Source organism: Paraburkholderia guartelaensis, assembly GCF_004353905.1.
Classification (GTDB): Bacteria; Pseudomonadota; Gammaproteobacteria; order Burkholderiales; family Burkholderiaceae; genus Paraburkholderia; species Paraburkholderia guartelaensis.
This window is the reverse complement of record NZ_SMOD01000002.1, coordinates 199,632-223,701: the sequence shown is the minus strand read 5'-3', so window position 1 is coordinate 223,701 and position 24,070 is coordinate 199,632. Positions and strand designations below refer to the sequence as shown.

Here is a 24,070-nt window from a genome sequence, read left to right as displayed (position 1 = left end):
TCGCTGCTCTCTTTCCCTTACGAAATGCCTGAATTCCCGATCTTTTCGTTTACACCGGTCCGTATGAAAAAACCGTTCGCGACTGCGCTGCTGATGGGCGGCCTCGCATGGGGCGCACTCGCCCACGCCGACGACAAGGTCATCGTGCTCGACTCGGGCGAAGCGAAGCTCTCGCTCATCGACCAGGCAAGCCGCACCGTGGTCGGCACCGAGCCCACGGGCAAGGAACCGCACCACCTGATGATCACGCCCGACGGCAAGTCGCTCATCGTCGCCGATTCGGTGTCGAACGACCTGCTGTTCCTCGACCCGCATACGGGGCAGGTGCAGAGCCGCCTGGAAGGGATCGAAGATCCGTACCAGCTCGGCTTTTCGCCCGACCATAAATGGTTCGTGACCGCGGGCCTGCGACTCGACCGTGTGGACGTCTATCACTACGACGGCAAGAACCTCACGATCGCCAAGCGCATTCCGCTCGCGAAAACGCCGAGCCACATCACGTTCGCCTCCGACAACAAAACGGCGTTCGTCACGCTGCAGGACACGGGCGAAGTGGCCGCGATCGATCTGCCGACGCAAACGGTGCTCTGGAAGCTGCACGTGGGCAACACGCCTGCGGGCCTGTGGATGACCCCGGGCGACAAGTACCTGCTCGTCGGCATGACGGGTGAGGACAACGTGGCCGTGGTGGACTGGCACAACCGCACGGTCGTGAAAAAGATCCAGACCGGCCGCGGCGCGCATAACTTCCGCAATCTGGACGATGGCAAACATATCGCCGTGTCGAATCGCGTGGAGAGCACGATCAGCATTCTCGACTACACCACGCTCACGAAAGTCGCCGACATCACGGGCCTGCGCCCCGGTCCCGACGACATGGAGCTTTCGGCTGACAAGCGTTACCTTTGGGTGACGTTCCGTTTCGCGAAGCACGTCGGCATCATCGACCTGAATACGCGCAAACTGATCGATACGATCGCGGTGGGCCGCTCGCCGCACGGTATCTACTTCGCGAACAGCGCGCCCGTGTACGCGCCGAACCCGGATTGATTGAGGAATCTCGATGCTCGATACGCTGATTTCGCAGGCCGACAACCTCGTTTCGTGGCTGCAGACGCTCGTCTACGTGGACGTGGTGCAGCCGATCTTCTACAAGGTCGGCCTGATGGGCTACGACGAGGACACCTATGACGCGCTCTACTGGGTGATCGTCGGCGTGCTTCAGATCTGTGCCTCGTATGTGTTGCTGCGCCCGCTCGAAGCGCTGCGGCCCGCTGAGGACTGGGGCAATCGCCGCGCGCTGCGCGCCGACGTCTGGTACACGTGGATTGCGAAACTCGGCATTCTGAATATCGCGTTCTTCTTTCTGCTCACGCCATTGTTCAATCACTGGCAGAGCCTGATGGCGATCTACAGCGTGCCGAACATCGACGTGGACAGCCTCTGGCCCGGCGTGACCGACAAGCCGATCGTGTCGTTCCTGATCTATCTCGTCGTGCTCGACTTCGCGGGCTACTGGTATCACCGCTGGCAGCATCGCTTCGGCGTGTGGTGGGAACTGCACGCCGTGCATCACAGCCAGCAGCAGATGTCGCTGTGGTGCGACGATCGCAACCATTTCATCGACGACATCATTCAGGCCGCGTTCTTTGCGGGTATCTCGCTCTTTATCGGCGTGCCGCCCTCGCAGTTCGTCGTGCTCGTGGCCGTGAGCAACTTCATGCAAAGCGTGCAGCACGTGAACGCGCGGCTCGACTTTGGCTGGCTGCTCGAGCGCATCGTGGTGAGCCCGGCGTTTCATCGCCGCCATCATGCAATCGGCTATGGCCACGAAGGCACGCGCTACGGCTGCAACTTCGGCGTGCTGTTTCCATGGTGGGACGTGATGTTCCGCACGGCGTCGTGGAACAAGGAGCATGAGCCGACCGGCATTCGCGATCAGCTGCCCGTGCCGCACGGCCGGGGCGCGGACTATGGCGAAGGCCTGTTCGCGCAGCAATGGCTTGCGCTCGTGCGCATCGCGCGGCGCCTTGCGGGCAAGGGGTATCCGATGGGCGGCGCGGCGCGCTAATCTTCGCGTCGTTCGTTGCGGTTCCTCGTGCGAGGCGGTCTTCGGGCCGCCTCGTTGCGTTTCAGGATGACGTCTCGCGATGCTGTTTCGGGATACCGACGGCGCGCCGGATGCGATAATCGCGCATTCATCCCCCACACATGCATGATGCGCGCGTCAAAAGCGCAGTTGGAGAACATCTTGAGCCGTATCGACAATCCGCAGCACGACCAGGAAGTCGGCGTGGCCGACGCCACCCAGGACACGACCCGCATCGACGACACGCGCATCGGCGCGGTGCGTCCGCTCATCTCGCCCGCGCTGCTGCTCGACGAACTGCCGGTGCCGCAGGAGACGCAAACGCTCGTCGAAACGAGCCGCAGCGAGATCGCCGAAGTGCTCGCGCAGCGCGACGACCGGCTCGTGGTGGTGGTGGGCCCGTGCTCGATCCACGACCACGACCAGGCGATCGAATACGCGAAGCTGCTCAAGGCGAAGGCCGATACGCTCGAGGACGACCTGCTGATCGTCATGCGCGTGTACTTCGAGAAGCCGCGCACCACGGTGGGTTGGAAGGGCTACATCAACGACCCGCGTCTGGACGGCAGCTTCCGCATCAACGAGGGCCTGCGCGCCGCACGTCAGCTGCTGCTCGACATCAACGCGCTCGGCCTGCCCACGGCCACGGAATTCCTCGATCTGCTGAGCCCGCAGTTTATTGCCGACCTCGTGGCGTGGGGCGCGATCGGCGCGCGCACGACCGAAAGCCAGAGCCACCGGCAGCTCGCCTCGGGCCTCTCATGCCCGATCGGCTTCAAGAACGGCACCGACGGCGGCGTGCAGGTGGCCGCCGACGCCATCGTCGCGGCGCGCGCGAGCCATGCGTTCATGGGCATGACGAAGATGGGCATGGCCGCGATCTTCGAAACGCGCGGCAACGACGACTGCCACGTGATCCTGCGCGGCGGCAAGAGCGGGCCGAATTACGATGCGGCTTCCGTGGCGGCGTGCTGCGCTTCGCTGGCGAAGGCGGGGCTGCGCGAGCAGGTCATGATCGACTGCTCGCACGCGAACTCGAACAAGGCGCATCAGCGCCAGATCGACGTGGCGCGCGATATCGGCGAGCAGCTGGCGGGCGGCGACAAGCGCATTGTCGGCGTGATGATCGAGAGCCATCTCGAAGAGGGGCGTCAGGACCAGAAGCCGGGCGTGCCGCTCAAGCGCGGCGTGTCGATCACCGACGCGTGCATCAGCTGGGCGCAGACGGCGCCCGTGCTCGACGGGCTGGCCCAGGCCGTGCGCGAGCGCCGCAAGGCGGGCTGAGGGCGCTAACGCCCCTTGCGCGAGCCTTTCTTCGCAGACGTAGCCCGCGGCGCCTCCTTCACCGGCGCCGCCACCCCCACACTCGCATTCAACTGCTCGAGCCACGACAGCGCATCGGCATAGGCGAGAAACTGCTGCAGATAGCCCGGCGACACTTCTCGCATCAGCGAGAGCGCGCGATGCACGAGGCTGCTCGAATTGAGCGGCCCCGCGTTTCTGGGCACCTGGTCCAGCGACTGCCGCAACTGCTTTTCTGATCGCACGCGCGACCACGTTTGCCGGAAGTATTCGACCAGCTCCGGGTCCGGCTCGTGCCGCACGCGCGTCGCCGGTTGCGCGGGTTCCGCGCGCGCGAGTGAATCGACGAGGCGGCCCAGTTCGCTTCTCTGCGTATCTGCTTCGAGCCCGTGCGTAATTTTCGATGCCTCGCGCGCGAGGTCGTCTGAAAAGGCTTTAAGTAGTTGTGCGAGTCGCGCGTCGATGAGCCGACGCGCTTCGCCCGCGTGTGCAGCGGCGCGGCGTTCGAGCGCCTCGATGAGGTGAAAGCGCACCGGGTCGAGCTGGTCCGCGCCGCGGGCGCGCCAGGCATCGAGCAGGGCGCGGGCGTCGGGCTCGGCGGTTCGTTCGACCTGCAGGCCCGCATCATTGACCATGCTTGCCCTCGCCGACGGTCGGCCGCGGCACCGGCGCGATCTCCACGCGGCGGTTCTTCGCGCGGCCGGCTTCATCCGAATTGGCGCTCACCGGCTGCTCGGAGCCGAACGCGGCCGCGAACACCGACGACGCGGGAACGCCCGCGTCGATGAACGAACGCGTGACCGTCAGCGCGCGTTCGGCCGAAAGCTCCCAGTTGTCGGCGAAGCGGCGGTTGCCTGCGTGCACCTGCTGGTCGTCGGCGAATCCGCTCACCATCAGGATTTCGTCGCGGCTCTTCAGGTACGCCGTGAGCGGCCCGGCGAGGCTCTTGAGCAGATCGTGGCCTTGCGGCGTCAACTGGTCCGAGTTCAGCGCGAACAGCACGCTGCCGCTAATGCCGATGCGTCCATTCACGAGCGTCACGCGGCCTGCCGCGAGCGGGCCCGCGAGCGCTTCTTCGAGCGTCTTGCGGCGTTCGGTTTCGGCCTTGCGCTGCTTCACCTCGTTGGCGAGCCGGCTCGACAGTTCGAGCTGCATGCCGACCACACCGACGAGGATCAGCAGGAACGCGCCCAGCAGTACCGACATCAGGTCGGCGAACGCGGGCCAGACCGGCGCAGCGGGGGCCGCGCCGCCGTCGATTTCGTCGTTCATGCCGCATCCACTCCGGCTGCGGCGCGCTGGCTCGCGAGTTGCTGCAGGTTCTCGACGATCTGCTTCTGCGACAGCATGCTCAGGTCGATGACCTCACGCGCCTGCGCCACGTAGTAGGCGAGCTGGTCGTCGCTGCGCGCGAGCGACTTGTCGAGCGCGGCCTCGATGCGCTCCAGATGCGCCACGAGCTTGTCGTTCGATTCGCCGAACACGCTCACGGCCGCGCCGAACGCGTCGCCGAGGCTCGCCACTTCCACGGCGCTGCCGCTGACCTGCGCGGCGATCGCGCCGAGCTTGCCGCTGCCGGCTTCGACGTTCGCGCTGAATTGGCCGCCCACGCGCTCGAGCAGATCCGACGACGTGGAGACGAGTGCGTCGATCGCCGAGCGCTGCTCGGTCGAGGCGCGGTTCACGGCGTCGAGCAGCGTTTCGAGCGTGGCGAGCAGGCGGTTGCGTTCGTCGAGCATCGCGGTGTCGCGGACCATGCTGTCCGAGAGTTTCTGGCGCAGCTCGGCGATGACTTCGGCTGCGGCCTGCGGCGCGGCCGACGCGGCCTGCACGAGGCTGCCGATTTCGGCGATCGTGCTGGCGTTATGGGCCTGCGATTGCGTGGTGATGTCGCTGGCGGCCTGGGCGAGCGTTGCGCAGATTTCCTGCTGGCGCTGCGCGGTTGCCGCGCTCGTGGCTTCCCATTCCGTGCGCAATGCAGCCGACATCGCGGCAAGCGACGCGCTCCAAGCTTCGAGGCGTTGCTCGTCGCGCGAGGAGATTTCCGTGTGCAGGTTCGCGGCGGCCTTCGGCGCTTCGGCAGCGGCATCGACCAGACGATCGATCTCGGCGATCGTCTTGCTGGCGTGCTGCTGCGATTGCGTAGCGATTTCGTTCGCGGTCTGCGCGAGCGTGGCGCAGATTTCCTGCTGACGCTGGGCGGTTGCCGCGCTCGTTTCTTGCCACTCCGTGCGCAACGTGGCGGCCATCGTCGCGAGCGATGCGGTCCACGTTTCGAGGCGCTGATCGTCGCGCGCGGAAATTTCCGCGTGCAGGTTCGCGGCGGCCTTCGGCGCTTCCGAGGCGGCATCGACCAGACGATCGATTTCGGCGATCGTCTTGCTCGCCTGCTGCTGCGATTGCGTAGCGATTTCGTTCGCGGTCTGTGCGAGCGTGGCGCAGATTTCCTGCTGACGCTGGGCGGTTGCCGTGCTCGTCTCTTCCCACTCATTGCGCAGCCCGGCCGCCATCGTCGCGAGCGATGCGGTCCAGGTTTCGATGCGCTGATCGTCGCGCGCGGAAATTTCCGCGTGCAGGTTTGCTGCGGCTTTCGGCGCTTCCGAAGCGGCATCGACCAGGCGGTCGATTTCGGCGATCGTCTTGCTGGCGTGTTGCTGCGATTGCGCGGCGATATCGTTCGCGGTTTGCGCGAGCGTGGCGCAGATTTCCTGCTGACGCTGGGCGGTTGCCGCGCTCGTCTCTTCCCATTCCTTGCGCAGCGCAGCGGCCATCGTCGCGAGCGATGCGGTCCACGTTTCGATGCGCTGATCGTCGCGCGCGGAAATTTCCGCATGCAGGTTTGCTGCGGTCTTCGGTGCTTCCGAGGCAGCATCGACCAGACGATCGATCTCGGCGATCGTCTTGCTGGCGTGCTGCTGCGCTTGCGCGGCGATATCGTTCGCGGTTTGTGCGAGCGTGGCGCAAATTTCCTGCTGACGTTGTGCCGAAACCGCGCTCGTCGCTTCCCACTCCGTGCGCAACGTGGCGGCCACCGCCGCGAGCGCTTCGGCCCAGCTCGCGAGGCGTGCTTCGTCGCGCGCGCCGAGCTTCGTCTGCAGGTCCGCGTGGGATGCATCGACCGCGCGCAGCAGCGACGCCGAATGCTGCTCGAACGCTGCCGCTGCCGTGGCGAGCGCCTGCTGGTTGCCGTCGGCGAGCTTTTCGCCGACGCGTTCTTGCTGTTCGAGCGCCGCTTGCCATGCCTGCGACATCGTTCCCGATGCGCTTTCGAAGCGCGTCGACACGCCGTCGAGCAGGCCCGAGGCACGTTGCTCGAAGCTCGCGTTGAAGCGTTCCAGCGCGCCGCCCAGGTCGGCGGCAAGCGCCTCATTGGTCTGGCGGTGCTGCGCGAGCGCGCGGTTCCAGATGTCGGCCACGTTTGTCGTCGACGCCTCGAAGCCACGCGAGAGCCCTTCGAGCTGTTGCTGCACCGCCTGCGTGAGCGCGCCCTGCATCGACGCCGATTCGCGCGCGAGGCCCGCCATGGTCGCTTCGACGACGGGCTGCAGCGCCGCGCCCGCGGCGCGTGCGCTTTCGGCGGCGCTCGACTTGAGCGACTGGCCCACGGAAGCCGCGAGGCGGCTCCAGGCGGCTTCGGCGTTTGCGGCAAAGGCCTGTTGGGTCGCGATCTGCTGTTCGTGCTGCGCGGCGCCCTGGCGTTCGATCAGCGTCATCAGCGCGCCGAGCTTGTCGACCAGCGCGGGCATGGCATCGGCCTGGCGCTGCAGCAGCTTGAACGAGGCTTCGCGCTGATGGGCCGGCGAGAAGGCGCGAAGTGTCGTCGCGATCTTCGCGTCGAGCTGCAGCCCGGCTTCGATGCGCTCACGGCGGCAAAGCGCGGAGAGCAGGCCGAGCATGGCGGAGGTGGCCACACCCGCAATCGAGGTGCCGAACGCGAAGCCGAGGCCGTTCACAGGCGCAGCGAGCGAGGCGCGGATGGCGTCGAGGTCGGTGGCGCTTTCGAGCGCCGCGCCCGTGCCCTTGAGCGTGACGACCATGCCGAGCAGCGTGCCGAGCATGCCGAGCAGCACGAGCAGGCCCGTGAGGTAGGGCGCGAGCGCCGGGCCCGGCAGGGCCACGCGCTCGCCTTCGATACGCGCGCGCACGGCGTTGCGCAGGCCCGGATGCAGCGTGTCGAGCCAGCCCGCGAGGCGCGCGGGCGGTGTGTTCAGTTGCGCGATGGCCTGGGCGAGCGTAGTCGTGGCCTGCTGAAAGCGATAAAGCTCCCAGGCGCCCGTGACATAGCACGCGCCGATCAGTAGCGTGACGGCGCTCGCAAGCGGGTTCGTGACCGCGTAGCCGGCGCCGATCCAGCACACGGCGGCGAGACCCACGACGAAGACAACAGGTTCAATGCGAAAACGGGACATAGCGCGGGACATAGCGTTTGGGTTAGCTGGTGCGAAGGGCGGCAAGCAGCCCCTCCACCGGTTGAAACCGAATCTCAAGTTCGGCGAGCAACACGCTCTGCATATCTTTGCGAAAGCCGGCGAGCCAGGCGTGTGGCGCGGCGCTTTCTCCGGCGGATTCCGCCGCGGCCGCTGCGCGCTGCCGCTCGAAATGCGCGCCGAGCAGCGCGGGCACGCCCGCGAGCAGGCTGCGCTCACGCGCGCCGAGTGCCTGCTCCATCACGGCGTCCACTGTCGCGAGGCGCGCGAGCGCAGGCGCACGCGCGGCCAGCGTGGCGCGCAGACGGGCGCGCAGCGTGGCGATGTCAGTCTCCATCGCCTGCTGCAGGGCGAGGTAGCGCTGGCGGAAATCCTGGAAATCGGGTTCCACATCGGCAGGCTGGCTGGCGGCCTGCGTGCGCCGTCCGTCACGCCGCGCAGGCGCGCCTTCGCCCGAAATGGCCTTTCTCAGCGCCGCGCGCACGCGCTCGCTCTGGCTTTGTTCGGCACTGGCGCCCACGCGCGTGGCTGGCTCGCCGCCCGTCGTCTGGACGCTCAGCGCCGTTGAAAGCGCGATGGCGTCCGTCCAGCCGAGCCACTGGCTCAGTTGGTCCGAGATCGATTGCCGGGATTCGGGCACGTCGGCGTCGCCGAAGCGGGCAAGTAAGCGCACGAGCGTCGGGCCGCTCAACGCGAGGCGTTGCGGGGCTAGCACTTTTCCACCTGGGCAAAAAACCCGCTAGTTTACACGCCCGCGAGGGCGGCGGCCGGCATCGGCCGTCTGCCGGGCGTCTGAATGATGGCGCAGCGGGCCGTAAAAGCGGGGCGCCCGCGGGCGCGAGGCCGCGCCACACGGGGGATTCAGTCATTTGGGCCGTTCAGGCTTTGGCGCTCTCGGCCAGGATCTGCTGGATCGCCTGCTCGAAGGTTTCGACGGGCTGGCCGCCGCTGACCAGATACTGTTGGTTGAAGATGATCGCCGGCACGGACTGGATACCGGCCGCCTGGTATTCGTGCTCTTCGGCGCGCACCTCGTCGGCGTACTGGCCGCTTTCCAGGACTGCGCGCGCTTGATCCGCGTCGAGCCCCACGGACTGCGCCGCCGCGACGAGCACCGCGTGGTCGCTCGTATCCTTGCCCTCGCCGTGATACGCACGCAGCAGCGCGAGCTTGAGCGGCAACTGCTTGCCTTCGATGCCGGCCCAGTGCAGCAGACGATGCGCGTCGAAGGTGTTGTAGATGCGCTCGCGCGGGCCGAACGCGAAGCCGACGCTCGCGCCGCGCTCGCGGATCATGGCCTGCGTCTCGGCGATCTGCTCTGGCGTGCGGCCGTACTTCTTGCCGAGATACTCGAGCACGGATTCGCCGCCCGGGCCCATCTGCGGATTCAGTTCGAAGGGGTGCACGACGATCTGTGCGTCGACGGTGTCGCGCAGCCGTTCGAGCGCGAGGTTCAGCGACGAGAGGCCGATTGCGCACCACGGGCACGCGATGTCGGAGACGAAATCGATTCTGAGCGGTTGTTTCATGGCTTTCCTGATCCGGTTGAACGCCGGGCAACTGAGGCGCGGTGCAGCGCGGGTGCGCAAGCAGCGTGCGCACCCGGCGCGGATGATTCGTCAGTTCATTCGTCCATCATACGGGCTTTGACCTTCTTGCCCTTGACCTTGCCCGCGTTGAGCTTGCGCAGCGCGTCGCGCGCGATGCTGCGCTCCACGGCCACATAGGTCGAAAAGTCGGTCACGTTGATCTTGCCGATCTGCGAGCCGCTGAAGCCGGCTTCGCCAGTGAGCGCGCCGAGCACGTCGCCGGGGCGGATCTTTTCCTTGCGGCCGCCCAGGATCTGCAGCGTTTCCATCGGCGGCAACAGCGGCTCGTTGCTGGCGGGCTTCAGTTCCGCGAGCGGGCTCCATTCGACTTCGCGCTTGAGCGCCTGTTCGATGCCGCCCACGCGGCCCATCTCGTCCATGCTCGCGAGGCTGAGCGCCCAGCCGTCCTGGTCGGCGCGGCCCGTGCGGCCGATGCGGTGCACGTATACCTCCGGGTCGGGCGTCACGTCCACGTTGATCACGGCTTCGAGCTGCGCGATGTCGAGGCCGCGCGCGGCCACGTCGGTTGCCACGAGCACCGAGCAGCTGCGGTTGGCGAACTGGATCAGCACCTGATCGCGCTCGCGCTGGTCGAGCTCGCCGTGCAGCGCGAGCGCGTGAAAGCCCTGCGCGCGCAGCACGTCGAGCAGGTCGCGGCATTGCTGCTTGGTGTTGCAGAACGCGAGCGTGCTCACGGGGCGGAAGTGGTTGAGCAGCATGCCCACGGCGTGCAGACGCTCGTCTTCCGTGACTTCATAGAAGCGCTGGCGGATCTTGCTGTCGTCGTGATGCTCTTCGAACTTGACTTCCTTCGGGTTCCGAAGGAATTGCTGGCTCAGCTTCGTAATGCCTTCCGGATAGGTCGCCGAGAAGAGCAGCGTCTGGCGCTCCTTGGGGCATTGGCGCGCCACGGTGGCGATGTCGTCGAAAAAGCCCATGTCGAGCATGCGGTCGGCTTCGTCGAGCACGAGCGTATTGAGCGCGCCGAGCGCGAGATTGCCGCGCTCCAGGTGGTCCATGATGCGGCCCGGCGTGCCCACGACGATATGCGCGCCGTGTTCGAGGCTCGCCGCCTGCGGACGCATGGGCGTGCCGCCGCACAGCGTCAGCACCTTGATGTTCTCTTCCGCGCGCGCGAGGCGGCGGATTTCCTGCGTGACCTGATCGGCCAGCTCGCGCGTGGGGCAGAGGATCATGGCCTGCACGTCCTGACGGCGCGGGTCGAGGCGCGAGAGCAGCGCGAGCGAGAAGGCCGCTGTCTTGCCGCTGCCGGTCTTGGCCTGGGCGATCAGGTCGTGGCCCGCGAAAGCGATGGGCAGGCTCGCGGCCTGGATCGGCGTCATGTCGACGTAGCCGAGGCGCGTGAGGTTCTCGAGCATGGCGGGCGCGAGCGGCAGCTCGCTAAAGGGCTGGGCTTGCGTAGGAGTGGCTTTGTTTGTCATGACGGGGTCTCGCGCCGGACGGGTGAGGGCGACGCGGCCGTTCGGTAGAAGTGGCGTCGATGCGGGTGGCGCGCGCGATGCGCGCGAGCGTTCCGGGATTTTAACGGATGCGCGCGCCCGCGCCCGCGCGCGTGCCGCGCGAGGGGCGCCGACGAGCGCCTCAAAGGACGCCGAAAATCATCGGTTTGATAATCGCGATTTCGCGCAATAATAATCGCCGTATATAGCAATAATGTCCGCGCGCGATAAGACTAAGATCATGGTCATAAAGTTTCATCGGCGGCGAAATTTTAATCGCTGCAAATCGCCTCTAATTAGTCCACTTTCCACAATAATCGAATTTCTGCGCTGATACAGGCGTCGCGTGCTTGCCACACGGCCTTTTCGGGCTGGTCTAGGTATTACCCCGTATTTCCCATTTGCCACAAGGACTTACGGATTATTATTCCGATATTTCCAGATTCAGCAAATAACTGTTACAGCGTTTGCCAAGGCGATTTAAAGCCTTTGACACGTAGACTTCGCCCGGGATTGCCGGTGTGGCTCCAATACCCGGAGCCGCTTCAGCGCGGTCTGAATGTCATAAGGAAAGTCATGAAGAATACTTTGATTATCGCGGGCGTCCTCGGCGCATTCGCAGCCTCCGCTCACGCACAAAGCAGCGTTACTCTCTACGGCGCACTGGATGCGGGTATCGTCTACGCGAACAATGCAGGCGGCCACGCCGCATGGAACCAGGGTAGCGGCACCGTCGGCGACACGTACTTCGGCCTGAAGGGCAGCGAAGACCTGGGCGGCGGTCTGCATGCGATCTTCACGTTGGAAAACGGCTTCAACCTGAACAACGGCAAGGACACCGAGAGCGGCACGATGTTCAACCGCCAGGCGTTCGTCGGTCTGCAGAGCGACCGCTTCGGTACGCTGACGCTCGGCCGCCAGTATGACTCGATGGTCGACTACCTGGCACCGCTCTCGGCAACCGGCAGCGGCTACGGCAACAACCTCGCGGCTCACCCGTTCGACAACGACAACCTCGACCACTCGTTCTCGATCAAGAACTCGGTCAAGTACCAGAGCGTCAACTACCAGGGCTTCAAGTTTGGCGGCCTGTACGGCTTCAGCAATGACGCCGGCCAGTTCGCGAACAACCGCGCATGGAGCGCAGGCGCATCGTACGGCAACGGCCCGCTGAACTTCTCGGCTGCCTACCTGCAGATCAACAACACGCGCACCGGTAACACGAACGGCGCGAGCTCGGCATCGAACGGCAACAACTTCAACCTGTCGGCTCAAACGCAACGCACGTTCGGCGCAGGCGCGAACTACAACTACGGCCCGGCAACGGTTGGCTTCGTGTGGACGCACACGCAGTACCAGAACCTGATCGCTGGCGGTCAGGGCGGCACGACGTTCTCGATCCCCACGGGCACGAACCTGCACCTCGACAACTTCGAGCTGAACGGCGCCTACGCACTGACGCCGGCTCTCGCCCTGAACGCGTCGTACACGTTCACGGACGGCAAGGTCACGGGTTCGAACGGTTCGGGCGATCCGAAGTGGCACACCGTCTCGCTGACGGCTGACTACTCGCTCTCGAAGCGCACCGACGTCTACGCTGGCGCCGTGTACCAGCACGCTTCGGGCGAACTCGGCGACGCCGGCGCGAACGTCGCGATGATCAACACGCTGTCGCCGTCGACCTCGCAGAACCAGGTCGCCGCAACGGTGGGTCTGCGTCACCGCTTCTAAGCATCAATTGCTCGCTCCCTCGTGGAGCGACGCAGCGCGAGCACCCGATCGGCCGGTCGGGTCCCGCGCTGCACGTGGGCCATCTATCCGAGGCCCGCGGGTTCACCCGCTTTCTACCTGAAGCACGACCGGTTCGCGGTGCGTGGCGCGCTCATGAGGCGCGTCACGGCTGCGAACCGGTTTTCTTTTGTGGCTCAGGATTTCGCAGCCGCAGCCGCAGCCGCAGGCGCTGCGCTCGCAGGCACGGCCACGTCATTCGACACGTCTTCCGACGCCCCACGCACGCGCGAAACCCACAACACCGCCACGCACGTGAGCGCCGCGGCGATCCAGCCGTTCTGCCCGAAGCCGATGATCGCGCCGTGCGCGCCATTCGTGAGCCACTGGCCGCCAAGCCACGCGCCGATGCCCGTGCCGAGCGCCTGCACCGCGCTGTTGGCGCTCAGGAACGCGCCGCGCCGCGCGGGCTCGGGAATCGTCGTGAGCAAGGCCTGCATCGGCACCATACGGCCCGACATCGAGATCATGAACAGGGCGAAGAACGCTACGAGCGCGAGGAAAGGCAGCGTGGGCAGATGGGTGACGAACAGCACCGGCACGAGCGAAACGAGCGCCATCACGCGGAACATGCGGCGCTTGCCGTAGCGGTCCGCGAGACGGCCCACCGCGCGCGAGGTCACGAACGTCGCCGCGCCGCCCGCCATATAGAGCCACGAAAGCTGCTGCGGCGCGATGCCGTGATTGCCGACGAGCATCGGCGCGATGAACGGGATCACGAGCATGTGGCCGGCCATCATCGTGAAGGTCAGCGCAAAGGCCTTCAGGTGGCGCGGCAGTGTGAGCAGTCGCCAAAGGTTCGGCAGCACTTGCGAGAGCGGCGTTCGCTGGCCGAGATGCTCGGTGAGCGAGGGCACGACGCGCGAGCCCGCGAGCCAGATTGCAACCGAAAGCACGACGAGCAGCATGAACGGCGCGCTCCAGCCGTAGTGCGCGCCGAGCAGTACGCCGGCCGGCACGCCCGCGATGGCGGCGATGGAGAACGCCGTCATGATGACGCCTGTGGCCGCACCGCGCCGCGCGGCGGGAATCACGTCGCTGACGATCGCCATCACGATCGAGCCGAGCACGCCACCGGTGAGGCCTGCGAACGCACGCGCGGCGAGCAGCAGATGAAAGTTCGTGGCGAGCGCGCAGGCGAGATTGGAGAGCGCGAACAGCGCGTAGGCCACTTGCAGCAGGCGGCGGCGATCGAAACGGTCGATATACGTCGCAGCAAGGAGTCCTGACAGACCCGAACAGAGCGAATAGGCGGAAACGGCCGTCGCGAACGCTGCGGGCGTGATCGCGAACGCGTGCATGATCTGCGGACCGAGCGGCATCATCACCATGAAATCCATGATGACGGTGAACTGCGTGAGCGCCAGCAGCCAGAGCAGGGTGCGTTCGCGCAGCGGTGTGAGGGAAGTGGTCATGTATGGGCTTGAAGCCTGAAAGTAAAAAGGCGCGGCAGTGTTGCCGCGCCAGTGTGATCGATCAGTCGTCGATCGTTTCGTGGGCCCCTTGCGCACCGCGGCGCCAGTAGGCGGAAGCGCGAATGCGCTTCTTGTCGACGCCGCGCTCGTTGCACAGATGCGCGCGCACCGCGCGGATCGCCGAGGCTTCGCCGGCGGCCCAGACATAGCCATCGCCCGGTGGCAGCCACACTTCGGATACGCCGTCCACGAGCGGATGCTCCGACTCGCTTTCGTCGCGATAGCACCACGTGGCGTAAAGATCGGCTTCGGTGGGCAGCTCGATGCGGGCCGCGCGATTCGCCACTTCGACGACCACGGCTACACGCGCGCCAGCCGGCAGCTCCGTGAGGCGGCGCTGAATGGCGGGCAGCGCCGTTTCGTCGCCGACCAGCAGATGCCAGTCGAAGCCCGTGGGAATCACCATCGAGCCGCGGGGACCGCCCACGCCGAGATACTGGCCGGGCTGCGCCTGTGTCGCCCATGCCGTGGCCGGGCCGGCTTCGTGCAGCGCGAATTCCAGATCGAGCTCGTTGCTTTCCGTATCGAAACGGCGCGGCGTGTAGTCGCGCGCGGCGGGGCGCTCGACGCCTTCGGGGAACACGATGCCGTCAGGGCCAAAAGTTGGCAGTACTGGCTTTTCCTCACCGGCGGCGGGAAAGAACACCTTGACGTGATCGTCGAACGACGCGGAGGCGAAGTCGCTCAGATCGCCCGTGAGCGTGACGCGCACGAGCGCGGGCGAGAGTGCCGTGACGCGCGCCACGCGCAACAGTCGGAACTTCAGCGGGTGACGCACACGGACGACTTCGAGTTGGGACGGGTTCTGCATGTATGGCTCCGATGTTGGGGTGGCGCGGCGTGGGCCGCCGCGTGGCGCGTAGAAGCGGTGTGTCAAACGTCGCTGTTGTCGCTGCCGTTTTCGATTTCCTCGGTGGCGCGCGCAAGAATCGCGGCGATGCGGCGCTGCTCCTCCGGCGCGACGTCGGTGCGGCGCAGAAGCGCGCGCTTGAGCGCGCGGCGCGCCTCGATCAGCTCGCGCACCCAGCCGCTGCCTTCGGCCGGATCTTCGCCGGCCATTGCGCGGCGCATGACTTCCATCTTGCGGCCGAAGTGCGTGAGCTTCGCGAGGATCAGGTCCGCGCGTTCGCGGTTGGTCTCGAGGTACGTGCGGCCTTCGGGCGAAAGCTCGTAGCGCTTGCGGTTGCCTTCCAGCGTCACGCTCACATAGCCCAGTTCTTCGAGGTACGTGAGGGCCGGATAGACCATGCCGGGACTCGGGCTGTAGAAGCCGTTCGAGCGCGCGTCGAGCGCCTTGATGAGTTCGTAGCCGTGGCTCGGGCGCTCGGCGAGCAGCACGAGCAGCATGAGTTGCAGGTCTTCGGACGTGAACTTGCGGCCACGGCCAAAACCGTCGCCGTCGCCGAAACCGCGGCCGAAACCTTCGCCGAAGCGGTCGCCAAAGTCGCCGGGACCTTCGCCGCCGCGATGGCGGCCCATCGCGTGGCGCAGCGCGTGAAGCGCCTGCATGGCCGGGTGGCGGCCCCCGAAGAAGTCGCGCGGATCGCGCGCGGAGTGGCCGTGATGGCCGGTGTGACCAAAGTGCGGATGGTGGCGCATAGGGCCTCCTTGTCTCGTGAGTGTCTTAAAACATGTCTTAAGATATATATCGTAAGAGCGTTTGTCAAAGAGAATATTTGGGGCATGGGTGCACAACAAAGTCTGCGGGAGCGGCAAATGCGCTGTGCGCTGCGCTAATAACCTTTGCCGGCGGATGGGGTGCGACAGAAATTAGGTCCAGAAGCGATCGAGCCGCTAATCGGCGAATGGGCACACGGCGCTTTTTGACCGAATTCGATGCGAATCGAAGGGTGCGCAACTGTATTGGATTGATATTTGGCACAAAAACGAACGCGTGCCGGTTGGCCCTGGGATTGAAGACGCCAATAGCTGAAGCGTGGCGTACGTCGACATCGTTCGTCGACATCGATTGGGCGGTCAAAAACGCAGAGGAGCGAGAAGTATCGCGACGAACCTTGGCGAGAAGCGACGTCCCACCGTCGGGACGCGCCAAGTCTTTGCGTAGTTTCGCCGACGTAGATTTTCTCAGCACGGGCCTATCAACGCGGGCGCGGGAAAAGCCCCCTCATGCGTTTACGGCTGAGCATGCGCAGGCTGTTCGCTCCTTTGTCGAGGCACTGCCTGAGGAAACCGTGTCTGTGGTTGTCCACTGTGGAGGAGGTTGCTCGCGTTCGTGCGCCATCGCGTTGGCGCTCAATCAAGCGAGCGGTCTGGCTGCAACATCGGAGCCCATGGTGTGCGTTCTTCCGATGCCGCGCTCACATCCGGGTGAGCCCGGCACCGAAAGATCAGACCTGTCCGAGTCCGCCGTCAACGAACAACTCGATACCGGTTACGAAACTGGCATCATCGGAGGCAAGGAAGGAAACCGCCTTTGCGATCTCGTCTGTGGTGCCAACCCGGCCAAGCGGAGTCGTCACGGAAACATCCTTGCAATACGCATCAATCTGCTCATCACTCATCCCGAGCTCGGATTTGTAAGCCGGTGTGATGATGACTCCGGGGGCAACGACGTTGACGCGGATGTCACGGCCTTTCAGGTCGGTTGCCCAGGTGCGTGCGAACGACCGCAGGGCCGCCTTGGTGGCGGCATAGACACCGAATGCAGGAATGCCTTTTACTGCTGCCATCGACCCTGTGATTACGATAGCGCTGCCCGCGGGCATGAACGGCAGTGCGCTTTGCACGGTGAGCAATGTGCCCTTCATGTTAATGCCGACGTATTTGTCGAATTGCGCTTCGGTGATCTGCCCGAGGGGCACGAACTCGCCGCCACCAGCGTTGGCAAAGAGGATGTCGATTTTCTGGTGAGCGTCCGACACGATCTTGACTATGCGTTCGAGGTCGGCTGCCGAAGAGATGTCGCCACGGATCGCACGTGCGCGATGGCCAATTTCCGACACGGCCGCTTCCAGTTCCGCCTCGCGTCGTCCGGTGATGAATACGGTGGCGCCCTCGAGAGCGAGACGCCTGGCAGTGGCCAGACCGATACCTGTGCTGCCACCAGTGACGAGCGCAACTTTGCCGGCGTGTTTCGTTGAATGGATGTTGGAGTAGAGAGAAGTAGTCACCATGGGTCTCCTTTTGACCTTGACGAGGACTTCAGCTTAGTGAAGACGTACAGACAGATAAAGATGCGATCTGTGGTTATTTTATTCACAGATGTGGATAATCTTTGTGCGTTGCGCCGGATTGGCGCGATGACTCCAACATCAGGCGCTGTGTGCGCAATTGCGCTGAGCTTCGCCTGTGAAGGTGAGCTTCGGCGCGGCTCACGCGGGCATAGTTAGCCGTGACCGACACGCATATTCCGAGCGGAATAGAATATAAATCTGCGTTAGATGAGAATTCTGTTCACGTTCAGAAGCAATCGGAGAGATGAGTTCATGGATCACTTGCAGGCCATTCGTATCTTTGCTCGCGTCGTTGAAACAGGCGGTTTCGGACGGGCAGCGCTCTCGTTGCAGATGCCAAACGCTACCGTGAGCAAGTGGATCAAAATGCTGGAGGCCCATCTCGGTGTGAAGTTGCTTGAGCGCACTACGAGGAACGTCAGCGTGACGACGGATGGTGCCGCTTACTATGAGCGTACCCGGCACCTGCTGATCGAACTCGATGACATAGAAGCGACGCTTGGCCGTGCTCAGGCTAACCCGCGTGGTGCGCTGAGAGTCGATACTGGCGGGTCGGTCGCCAGCGGCATTCTTATTCCCGCACTACCCATGTTTCGCGAGCGGTACCCCGACATTCAGGTACAACTAAGCGTCACGGACCGCACCTCGAATCTCGTCGCCGAGAACATCGATTGTGCAATTCGAAGCACGTCGAATGATCCGGATTTGGTGACCCATCGGATCGGCGCGCTCGCATGGACTACCTGTGCGAGTCCGGGCTATCTGGCAAAGCACGGCACGCCGAAACATCCGGGTGAAATTGTAGATAAAAGCATGCCTGTAGTCGGGTATTTCTCGGCAAGTACCGGGCTTACGCAGCAGCTTGCTTTCCGTCGAGGCGACGAACGAATGACGCTCGAAAGTGTGCGTAATGTCGTGCTCGTCAGCGAAAGCAACGCACACCTCGCTACGGCGCTTGCCGGTTTGGGCATCGTTCATACGCTGGACTTTGTGACGCGTCCACACGTCAAGCAAAGGCGATTGGTGCCGATACTCTCCGATTGGCGGCCTGATCCTCTTGAGGTGTACGTTGTGTATCCGCCAAGTCGGAGATATAGCGCGAAAGTCAGGGTATTCGTCGACTGGGTGACTACGCTCTTTGCGTCAATGTGAGCGGTTATGCGAAGACCGCACCATCGACTTCCAGTTCGGCGCGGCTAATGTAGCCAGCGGTCTTCTGCAGCCAGCAACCCGAACGCGTGAGCTTGCCCCACGGCGTGGAATCAAGATCGGTCTCGCCAACATGTAGCACCCAAAGCGCCGAAGGCGGCGAGGACCTAAACGTGGGCCATGCCGCCGTCTACCGTGATTTCCGCGCCAGTCGTAAAGCTGGATTCATCCGAGAGCAGGAAAAGGATGGCGCTGGCGACTTCAGCTGCACGTCCCCATCGATGCATAGGAATTAGTCCTTCGACGTAATCCCGGATGGCGCGATTCGCCGTGGCGGCTGCCGTGAGCGGCGTCTCGATCGGCCCTGGAGAAACGACATTCACGCGGATTCCCCTCTGCGCCAGCTCGGGCGATGTTCCGAGGTTGCGGGCGAATGCGCGGATAAAGCCCTTGCTGCCCGCGTAGAGCGCGTCGCCGGGCTGGCCTTTGCTTCCGGCGACCGATCCGACGAACACGCACGACGCACCCGGCGCCAGCAGCGGCAGCGCACGTGCAAAGCTGAATGTGGCACCTTTGACGTTGATGTCCATCATTCGGTCGTACGAGGCGACATCGAGATCGTCGAGACCAGCTTGCAGTGAGACACCCGCATTGACCACGAGGCCATGCAGATGCCGATGGCGGGCTGCAATCTCCTTCATTACGCGCTCAATTTCTTGCGGTTGCGCGAAGTCTGCAACGAAACAGCATCCTGATGCGCCGAGCGCCTGCCTGAGCGACGCCGCGCGATCCACGTCCCGCCCGATCGCCACTACGAAAGCACCTGCCTGGGCGAGGCGCACCGCCGTTTCCCGTCCAATTCCGCTGGTTGCGCCCGTGACTGCAACGACACGACCGTGCAGCGAAGAAACCGTTGAGTTCATGGTGGATCCTGTATTATCAACACCCGTTGATAATAGGAAGGAGATTGGCAAATGTCAACGAGTGTTGATAAATCTGGGCGTGAACGACTGTCGGCCACAGAGAGTCGTGAACGGATCCTGCAGGCCGCGAAGTACGCCTTTACGCGTGCTAGCTACGACGCCGTTGGGGTTCGCGAGATCACGTCGATGGCGGGCGTGGACCCGGCCATGGTGTCGCGCCTCTTTGGCTCGAAAGAGGCGCTGTTCAAGGCTGTCGCCAACGAGGCATTCAGCCTCGAGCCTGCGTTCATTGGGCCGATCGACACGCTTGGAGAGCAGATCGCGCGGCATTTGCTCGCGCCAATCCGCAAGCCGGAAGGCGAGATATTTGACGAGTTCGCATTTCTGCTGCGATCCGTGGGCAGTCCGCGTGCAGCACCGATTCTTTCGGAATCCCTGCACGATGACTTCGTGAAACCGTTGGCCAGGCGGATCGGCGGCAGGGACGCACAGGCTCGAGCGGCGATGATCACGGCTTGCGTAATGGGCTTCGCTGTACTTCGTGCAGCCCTGGGTTCACCCGCCATCGAGGGTGCCAAACCGGAGAAAATCGTTGGAATGCTTGGGGCGGCCATTCAGGCGTGTCTGGACACCTAATATTCGCATCAGTCCGCGTTGTCGCCCCGACCGGACGACCGGATGTGGGCATTCAGGTGCGCGCGAGAGACACTTCCTGGCCGATTGCCGCCCGACGCAGTCGGCCGTAGCTGCCCCGTTGCGGCGTCCGATACTGGCGCACGGAAATTCGATCGCAATCTTCCGAGCCTGGCATTGGACCAAAGTCCAATAGTGCAACGTGCCGGATCAATAGACTATAACGGGCGTGAGGCGCATTTCCTCGCATGTCCGGGGGCGCCGGACTGTCCGGATGACCGGGCAAACAGGCCTCCTCGTCGCTTGAATATCAGAAGCATGCTGCTTCTTTGGAGGCTCCAATGATTTCTCGTTTAACGGTAATGACTTTGGCTATGCTCCTGACGACCCAGACCTTCGCGCAGCAGCGACTTCCAACGATACCACCCGACCAGTACACCGCCGAGCAGAAGAAAGCGAGCGATGAATTCATGAAGGCCCGAAAAGTGCCGGTGTTCGGCCCGTTTGAGCCGATGATGTACAGTCCCGATGTTATGAACCTGGCTCGTTCGATGGGCGATTACCTTCGCTATCATTCGTCGATTGGCAACACCCTGAGCGAGCTCGTTATTCTTGTCACTGCGCGCGAATGGTCGCAGGACTATGAGTGGTCCCTGCATTACCCAATTGCATTAAAGGCAGGAGTCTCGAAGGGCACTGCTGACGCCATCGAGGATGGGCGACGTCCGACGGGAATGAGCGTCGACGAGGAGGCCGTCTATGATTTCACAACCGAGCTTTTAAAAAACAAGCGTGTCTCAGACGCGACATTCAATCGAGTGGAGCAACGTTTCGGCAAGAAGGGCGCTGTCGACATTGCCGCCATCGCGGGCTATTACGGCTTTCTCGCGATGCAATTGAATATGGCGCGTTATCAGTCCGGTGATGGTCCTCGCCTTTCACGCTTTCCGGAGTGACAGGCAGCAAAGCAAAGGGCGTTTCCCCTACGTCCGTGGGCCGCAGCGGCACAGTTATACGCCTGTCAGGTTCGAAAAAAGCGATCCCCTCCCTCTATCGTGACTTTGCGCTCACCCCAACAGATAGAAGAGGCCGCCCGAGAGGGCTGCTGTGACAGGAAAGAGTCTATCCAGTTCCTGCTTTTCGCATCCAGATGCTCGCGAGAAGTGTAGAGCCCATGGACCTGCATCTCACTCAGCTGGTAGGTCGGCAGCACACGGGTCAGCGTGCCGTCGTGCAGCCACGGCAACGCCGTCCATGTCCATAAAGGCAGCGCGCCAACGCCCGCAACGTCAAGTACTGCGAGCGCCATTGCTTCGGCGACATTGACCCGAAATTGCGACGGAGGCAGCTCAGAGACTTCCCGGCCATTGGGCCCGTCCAGCGGCCAACGAAATCCGGGAAGTGTCGGACCGAGTGCGAAGACAACCTTTCGCTTTCGGCGCCCAGTCGCTCACCACGGAATCGTCTGATTTTCCCAGCGGGTGAATGTCCCCGACGGGCCGTTCGGTCCCAGCAGAATGACGCGCACCGCTTCGCGGGCGCCTTCCTCGACGGTCTCTGTGCCCGTATAGCCGTTGAGGTTCGTGCGGGTGTAGCCCGGCGAGACAGCGTTGACCCTGATTCCCTCCGGCTCGAGCTCGATCGCCATGGCAACGGTCAAGGCGTTGAGCGCCGTCTTGGACGCGGGCTAGACCGGACCGAAGATCGAACGCCACGGGAACGCAGGGTCCGAGTTCGTCGTGAGCGACCCAACGCCACTCGACACGTTGAGGATGCAAGCGGCCGTCGATTTGCGCAGGAGCGGCAGCATCGCCTGATAAACGGCGAGCACGCCGAACACGTTGGTGTCCCACACCGCGCGCATTTCATCGATAGAGACATTGCTCGGGCGGGTGGTCTTCGCGAAGTCCTCCACGGACTGGCCGGGTTGCCGGTGCGTGCTTGAAATCGCGGCGTTGTTGACGAGCACGTCGAGGCGGCCATGCTCGTCGCGAATGCGCTCGGCGGCGGCAGCGATCGAAGCCTGATCCGTCACGTCGAGCTGGAGCGCATGTGCGTTTGGCCCAACCTCTCTCGCCGCAGCCTCACCGCGTTCGAGATTGCGCGACCCGACGAGCACCGTGAGGCCATGTGACGCGAGATCCTTCGCGATCTGAAGACCGATGCCCTGGTTGGCCCCGGTGACGAGGGCGATGACATTGTCTTGCATGCAAATCTCCTGATGTTGATTAGCTCACCTCAGCTGCCCATGCTTCGGCATCGGCGCCGGCGGGAATACGCATCGGCGACGATGGGTCGGTCGCCGCGCGCCAGACGGCCTCGGCGACGTCCTGTGCCCGGGTGAGCGGGGACGCCGTGTCTTCCAGATGCGCGAGGACTTCCTTGACGAGACCGGCGTAGGCTTCGTTGTTGAAGCCGTGGATGTGGGCACGCGCGTTATCTCCAAAGCGCGTCTCCAGTGAGCGGCCCGGCAGCACGAGGCGCACCCGCACGCCGAACGGCTCGAGTTCCAGCGCCATCGACTCGGTGAAAGCGTTCACCGCCGCCTTGCTCGCGCGGTACGCGCCAATCAGCGGCAGCGCCTTCAGCGTCACACTCGACGTAACGTTCACGACGACGCCGGCCTTGCGCTCGCGGAACTGGGGCAGCACGGCTTGCGTCACCGCGATCGTGCCGAACGTGTTGGTCTCGAAGACCTCGCGCACGGCCTCGATCGGAACAAGTTCAGCCGGGGAAGCCGCGCCATAACCCGCATTGTTGACGAGGACGTCGATGGGGCCCGCGGCCATGACGGCCTCACGTATGCTTTCCGGCTTCGTGACGTCGAGCGCCAGCACGCGCAGGTGTTCCGAAGGCGGCAGCACGTCGTCACGCGGCGTGCGCATCGTGGCGACGACCCGCCAGTCACGGGCCAGGAAGTAGCGGGCGATCTCGAGCCCGAATCCGGACGAACAGCCAGTGATCAGCACGGTTTGCATGGAATCTCCTTTGGCAAAGTTTGCGTGTGTCCATACGATAGATCGCGCAGACCGTACTTGCTACAATCAAAGATCCGAATTTCGTTTGCAGGAGTCCGGCCATGATCGATCCGTTGGCTGAAGTCGTGACGCTGCTGCAGCCGAGTGCGCGCTACTCCAAACTCGTCCTCGGCGCCGGCCCCTGGCGCATCAGTCGTTCGGGTGCGGGCGAGCCTTTCTATTGCGTTATCCTCGACGGCGGGTGCTGCATCACGATCGACGATCACGCGCCGCTCGAACTCGTGGCCGGCGACTTCGTCCTGATTCCCGCGAGCTATGGCATCGAGATGAGCAGCCTCGTGCCTCCGCCGCCGGACGTCGAGCCTGTGACGCCCGTCGCGCTGGGCAACAATGAATTCAGAATCGGCGCGCCGGACCATCCCATCGACTCGCGCATGGTGGCGGGCCACTGCAGCTTCGGGTCGCCGGATTCGTCCCTGCTGGTTTCGCTGCTGCCACAACTCGTGCATGTCCGCGGCCAGGAGCGGCTGGCTACACTCGTGCAACTCGTGCGCGAGGAATCGAGAGAGCAACGGCCTGCGCGCGATGTCGTGCTCTCTCGCCTGCTCGAAGTGCTGCTCATCGAAGCACTGCGATCCACGGCGGGAACGTACGCGCCACCAGGTCTCGTGCGCGGGCTCTCCGACAGCCGTCTCGCGGCTGCGATCCGGGAGATGCACGAGCACCCGACGAAGCCATGGACGGTTGCCGCGCTCGCGAAGGAGGCCGCGCTCTCGCGTTCGACCTTTTTCGAGCGCTTCAGCCGCGCGGTCGGCGTCGCGCCGATGGAATACCTGCTGACCTGGCGCATGGCGCTCGCGAAGGATCTGTTGCGTCGTAATCACGGACGCATCGCCGAGATTGCGCAACTCGTCGGCTACAGTTCGGCCAGCACGTTCAGCGTTGCCTTTACGCGGCACGTCGGCCGGCCGCCTACGCAGTACGCGCGTGAGGAGCAGTTGGCCCCGGATGGCGCGTAAGCAGGCGCAAGCGGGTTGCCGACGGGGCTTTGGGCGCGCGCACT

General features: G+C 64.1%; 21 protein-coding genes and 1 pseudogene. 8 read left to right on the top strand and 14 right to left on the bottom strand.

What is annotated here, in order from left to right:
• Positions 1-63: 63 nt before the first annotated feature.
• The 3 genes from E1N52_RS03235 (at position 64) to E1N52_RS03225 (ending at position 3,373) form a co-directional block, all read left to right on the top strand.
• Complete coding sequence (locus tag E1N52_RS03235) at positions 64-1,050, top strand: YVTN family beta-propeller repeat protein (RefSeq protein ID WP_133180125.1); 987 nt, start codon at positions 64-66, stop codon at positions 1,048-1,050.
• Positions 1,051-1,063: 13 nt separating this feature from the next.
• On the top strand, positions 1,064-2,071 hold the full coding sequence (locus E1N52_RS03230) for a sterol desaturase family protein (RefSeq protein WP_133180123.1): 1,008 nt from the start codon (positions 1,064-1,066) through the stop codon (positions 2,069-2,071).
• Between the two features lie 180 nt (positions 2,072-2,251).
• Positions 2,252-3,373 (top strand): 3-deoxy-7-phosphoheptulonate synthase, encoded by a 1,122-nt coding sequence (locus E1N52_RS03225; RefSeq protein ID WP_133180121.1) that lies wholly within the window; start codon positions 2,252-2,254, stop codon positions 3,371-3,373.
• A 5-nt stretch (positions 3,374-3,378) separates the two neighbouring features.
• Here the strand turns inward: E1N52_RS03225 and E1N52_RS03220 are convergent, their stop codons facing one another.
• The 6 genes from E1N52_RS03220 to dbpA form a co-directional block, all read right to left on the bottom strand.
• Positions 3,379-4,026 (bottom strand): DUF2894 domain-containing protein, encoded by a 648-nt coding sequence (locus tag E1N52_RS03220; protein WP_133180119.1) that lies wholly within the window; start codon positions 4,024-4,026, stop codon positions 3,379-3,381.
• Entirely contained in the window at positions 4,016-4,663 is a 648-nt protein-coding gene (locus E1N52_RS03215) for an OmpA family protein (RefSeq protein ID WP_133180118.1), read from the bottom strand. The genes E1N52_RS03220 and E1N52_RS03215 overlap by 11 nt, the downstream gene beginning before the upstream one ends.
• Positions 4,660-7,800, bottom strand: coding sequence for a DUF802 domain-containing protein (locus E1N52_RS03210; protein ID WP_133180116.1), 3,141 nt, complete (start codon positions 7,798-7,800; stop codon positions 4,660-4,662). The genes E1N52_RS03215 and E1N52_RS03210 overlap by 4 nt, the downstream gene beginning before the upstream one ends.
• A gap of 22 nt (positions 7,801-7,822) precedes the next feature.
• Complete coding sequence (locus tag E1N52_RS03205) at positions 7,823-8,533, bottom strand: DUF3348 domain-containing protein (RefSeq protein WP_133180114.1); 711 nt, start codon at positions 8,531-8,533, stop codon at positions 7,823-7,825.
• A gap of 163 nt (positions 8,534-8,696) precedes the next feature.
• Complete coding sequence (locus E1N52_RS03200; protein WP_133180113.1) at positions 8,697-9,347, bottom strand: DsbA family oxidoreductase; 651 nt, start codon at positions 9,345-9,347, stop codon at positions 8,697-8,699.
• A gap of 95 nt (positions 9,348-9,442) precedes the next feature.
• Positions 9,443-10,849: an ATP-dependent RNA helicase DbpA gene (dbpA, locus tag E1N52_RS03195; RefSeq protein ID WP_133180111.1), complete on the bottom strand. Its 1,407-nt coding sequence runs from the start codon at positions 10,847-10,849 to the stop codon at positions 9,443-9,445.
• A 594-nt stretch (positions 10,850-11,443) separates the two neighbouring features.
• Between dbpA and E1N52_RS03190 the strand changes: the two genes are divergently transcribed.
• On the top strand, positions 11,444-12,598 hold the full coding sequence (locus E1N52_RS03190; protein ID WP_069266003.1) for a porin: 1,155 nt from the start codon (positions 11,444-11,446) through the stop codon (positions 12,596-12,598).
• 194 nt (positions 12,599-12,792) lie between these two features.
• On the opposite strand, the gene E1N52_RS03185 is transcribed toward E1N52_RS03190, so the two are convergent.
• The 4 genes from E1N52_RS03185 to E1N52_RS03165 form a co-directional block, all read right to left on the bottom strand.
• Positions 12,793-14,070, bottom strand: coding sequence for an MFS transporter (locus E1N52_RS03185; RefSeq protein ID WP_133180109.1), 1,278 nt, complete (start codon positions 14,068-14,070; stop codon positions 12,793-12,795).
• Between the two features lie 61 nt (positions 14,071-14,131).
• The gene (locus E1N52_RS03180) at positions 14,132-14,941 is read right to left on the bottom strand and encodes a siderophore-interacting protein (RefSeq protein ID WP_133180107.1); all 810 of its coding nucleotides are present in this window, start codon (positions 14,939-14,941) and stop codon (positions 14,132-14,134) included.
• 62 nt (positions 14,942-15,003) lie between these two features.
• Positions 15,004-15,729 carry a PadR family transcriptional regulator gene (locus tag E1N52_RS03175; RefSeq protein ID WP_133180106.1) on the bottom strand — a complete coding sequence of 242 codons (726 nt, stop codon included), beginning with the start codon at positions 15,727-15,729 and terminating at the stop codon, positions 15,004-15,006.
• 749 nt (positions 15,730-16,478) lie between these two features.
• Positions 16,479-17,264 carry an SDR family oxidoreductase gene (locus tag E1N52_RS03165; RefSeq protein WP_133180104.1) on the bottom strand — a complete coding sequence of 262 codons (786 nt, stop codon included), beginning with the start codon at positions 17,262-17,264 and terminating at the stop codon, positions 16,479-16,481.
• Positions 17,265-17,576: 312 nt separating this feature from the next.
• Here E1N52_RS03165 and E1N52_RS03160 point away from each other — a divergent pair, with 312 nt between their 5' ends.
• Positions 17,577-18,476 (top strand): LysR family transcriptional regulator, encoded by a 900-nt coding sequence (locus E1N52_RS03160; protein WP_133180103.1) that lies wholly within the window; start codon positions 17,577-17,579, stop codon positions 18,474-18,476.
• 164 nt (positions 18,477-18,640) lie between these two features.
• Here E1N52_RS03160 and E1N52_RS03155 read toward each other — a convergent pair whose 3' ends face one another.
• Positions 18,641-19,396 (bottom strand): SDR family NAD(P)-dependent oxidoreductase, encoded by a 756-nt coding sequence (locus E1N52_RS03155; protein WP_133180101.1) that lies wholly within the window; start codon positions 19,394-19,396, stop codon positions 18,641-18,643.
• 51 nt (positions 19,397-19,447) lie between these two features.
• On the opposite strand from E1N52_RS03155, the gene E1N52_RS03150 reads away from it, so the two are divergent.
• Both E1N52_RS03150 and E1N52_RS03145 read left to right on the top strand, forming a co-directional pair.
• The gene (locus tag E1N52_RS03150; RefSeq protein WP_133180099.1) at positions 19,448-20,032 is read left to right on the top strand and encodes a TetR/AcrR family transcriptional regulator; all 585 of its coding nucleotides are present in this window, start codon (positions 19,448-19,450) and stop codon (positions 20,030-20,032) included.
• Between the two features lie 338 nt (positions 20,033-20,370).
• Positions 20,371-20,985 carry a carboxymuconolactone decarboxylase family protein gene (locus tag E1N52_RS03145; protein ID WP_133180097.1) on the top strand — a complete coding sequence of 205 codons (615 nt, stop codon included), beginning with the start codon at positions 20,371-20,373 and terminating at the stop codon, positions 20,983-20,985.
• Positions 20,986-21,050: 65 nt separating this feature from the next.
• On the opposite strand, the gene E1N52_RS45510 is transcribed toward E1N52_RS03145, so the two are convergent.
• The 3 genes and pseudogenes from E1N52_RS45510 to E1N52_RS03130 all read right to left on the bottom strand — a co-directional run bounded on the left by E1N52_RS45510 (position 21,051) and on the right by E1N52_RS03130 (position 23,007).
• Positions 21,051-21,410, bottom strand: coding sequence for a type 2 periplasmic-binding domain-containing protein (locus E1N52_RS45510; RefSeq protein ID WP_133180545.1), 360 nt, complete (start codon positions 21,408-21,410; stop codon positions 21,051-21,053).
• A gap of 69 nt (positions 21,411-21,479) precedes the next feature.
• Positions 21,480-22,238: pseudogene (locus E1N52_RS03135) on the bottom strand (SDR family oxidoreductase).
• A gap of 19 nt (positions 22,239-22,257) precedes the next feature.
• Positions 22,258-23,007: an SDR family oxidoreductase gene (locus E1N52_RS03130; RefSeq protein ID WP_133180095.1), complete on the bottom strand. Its 750-nt coding sequence runs from the start codon at positions 23,005-23,007 to the stop codon at positions 22,258-22,260.
• 101 nt (positions 23,008-23,108) lie between these two features.
• On the opposite strand from E1N52_RS03130, the gene E1N52_RS03125 reads away from it, so the two are divergent.
• The gene (locus E1N52_RS03125; protein WP_133180093.1) at positions 23,109-24,026 is read left to right on the top strand and encodes an AraC family transcriptional regulator; all 918 of its coding nucleotides are present in this window, start codon (positions 23,109-23,111) and stop codon (positions 24,024-24,026) included.
• The last annotated feature ends 44 nt before the right edge of the window (positions 24,027-24,070 follow it).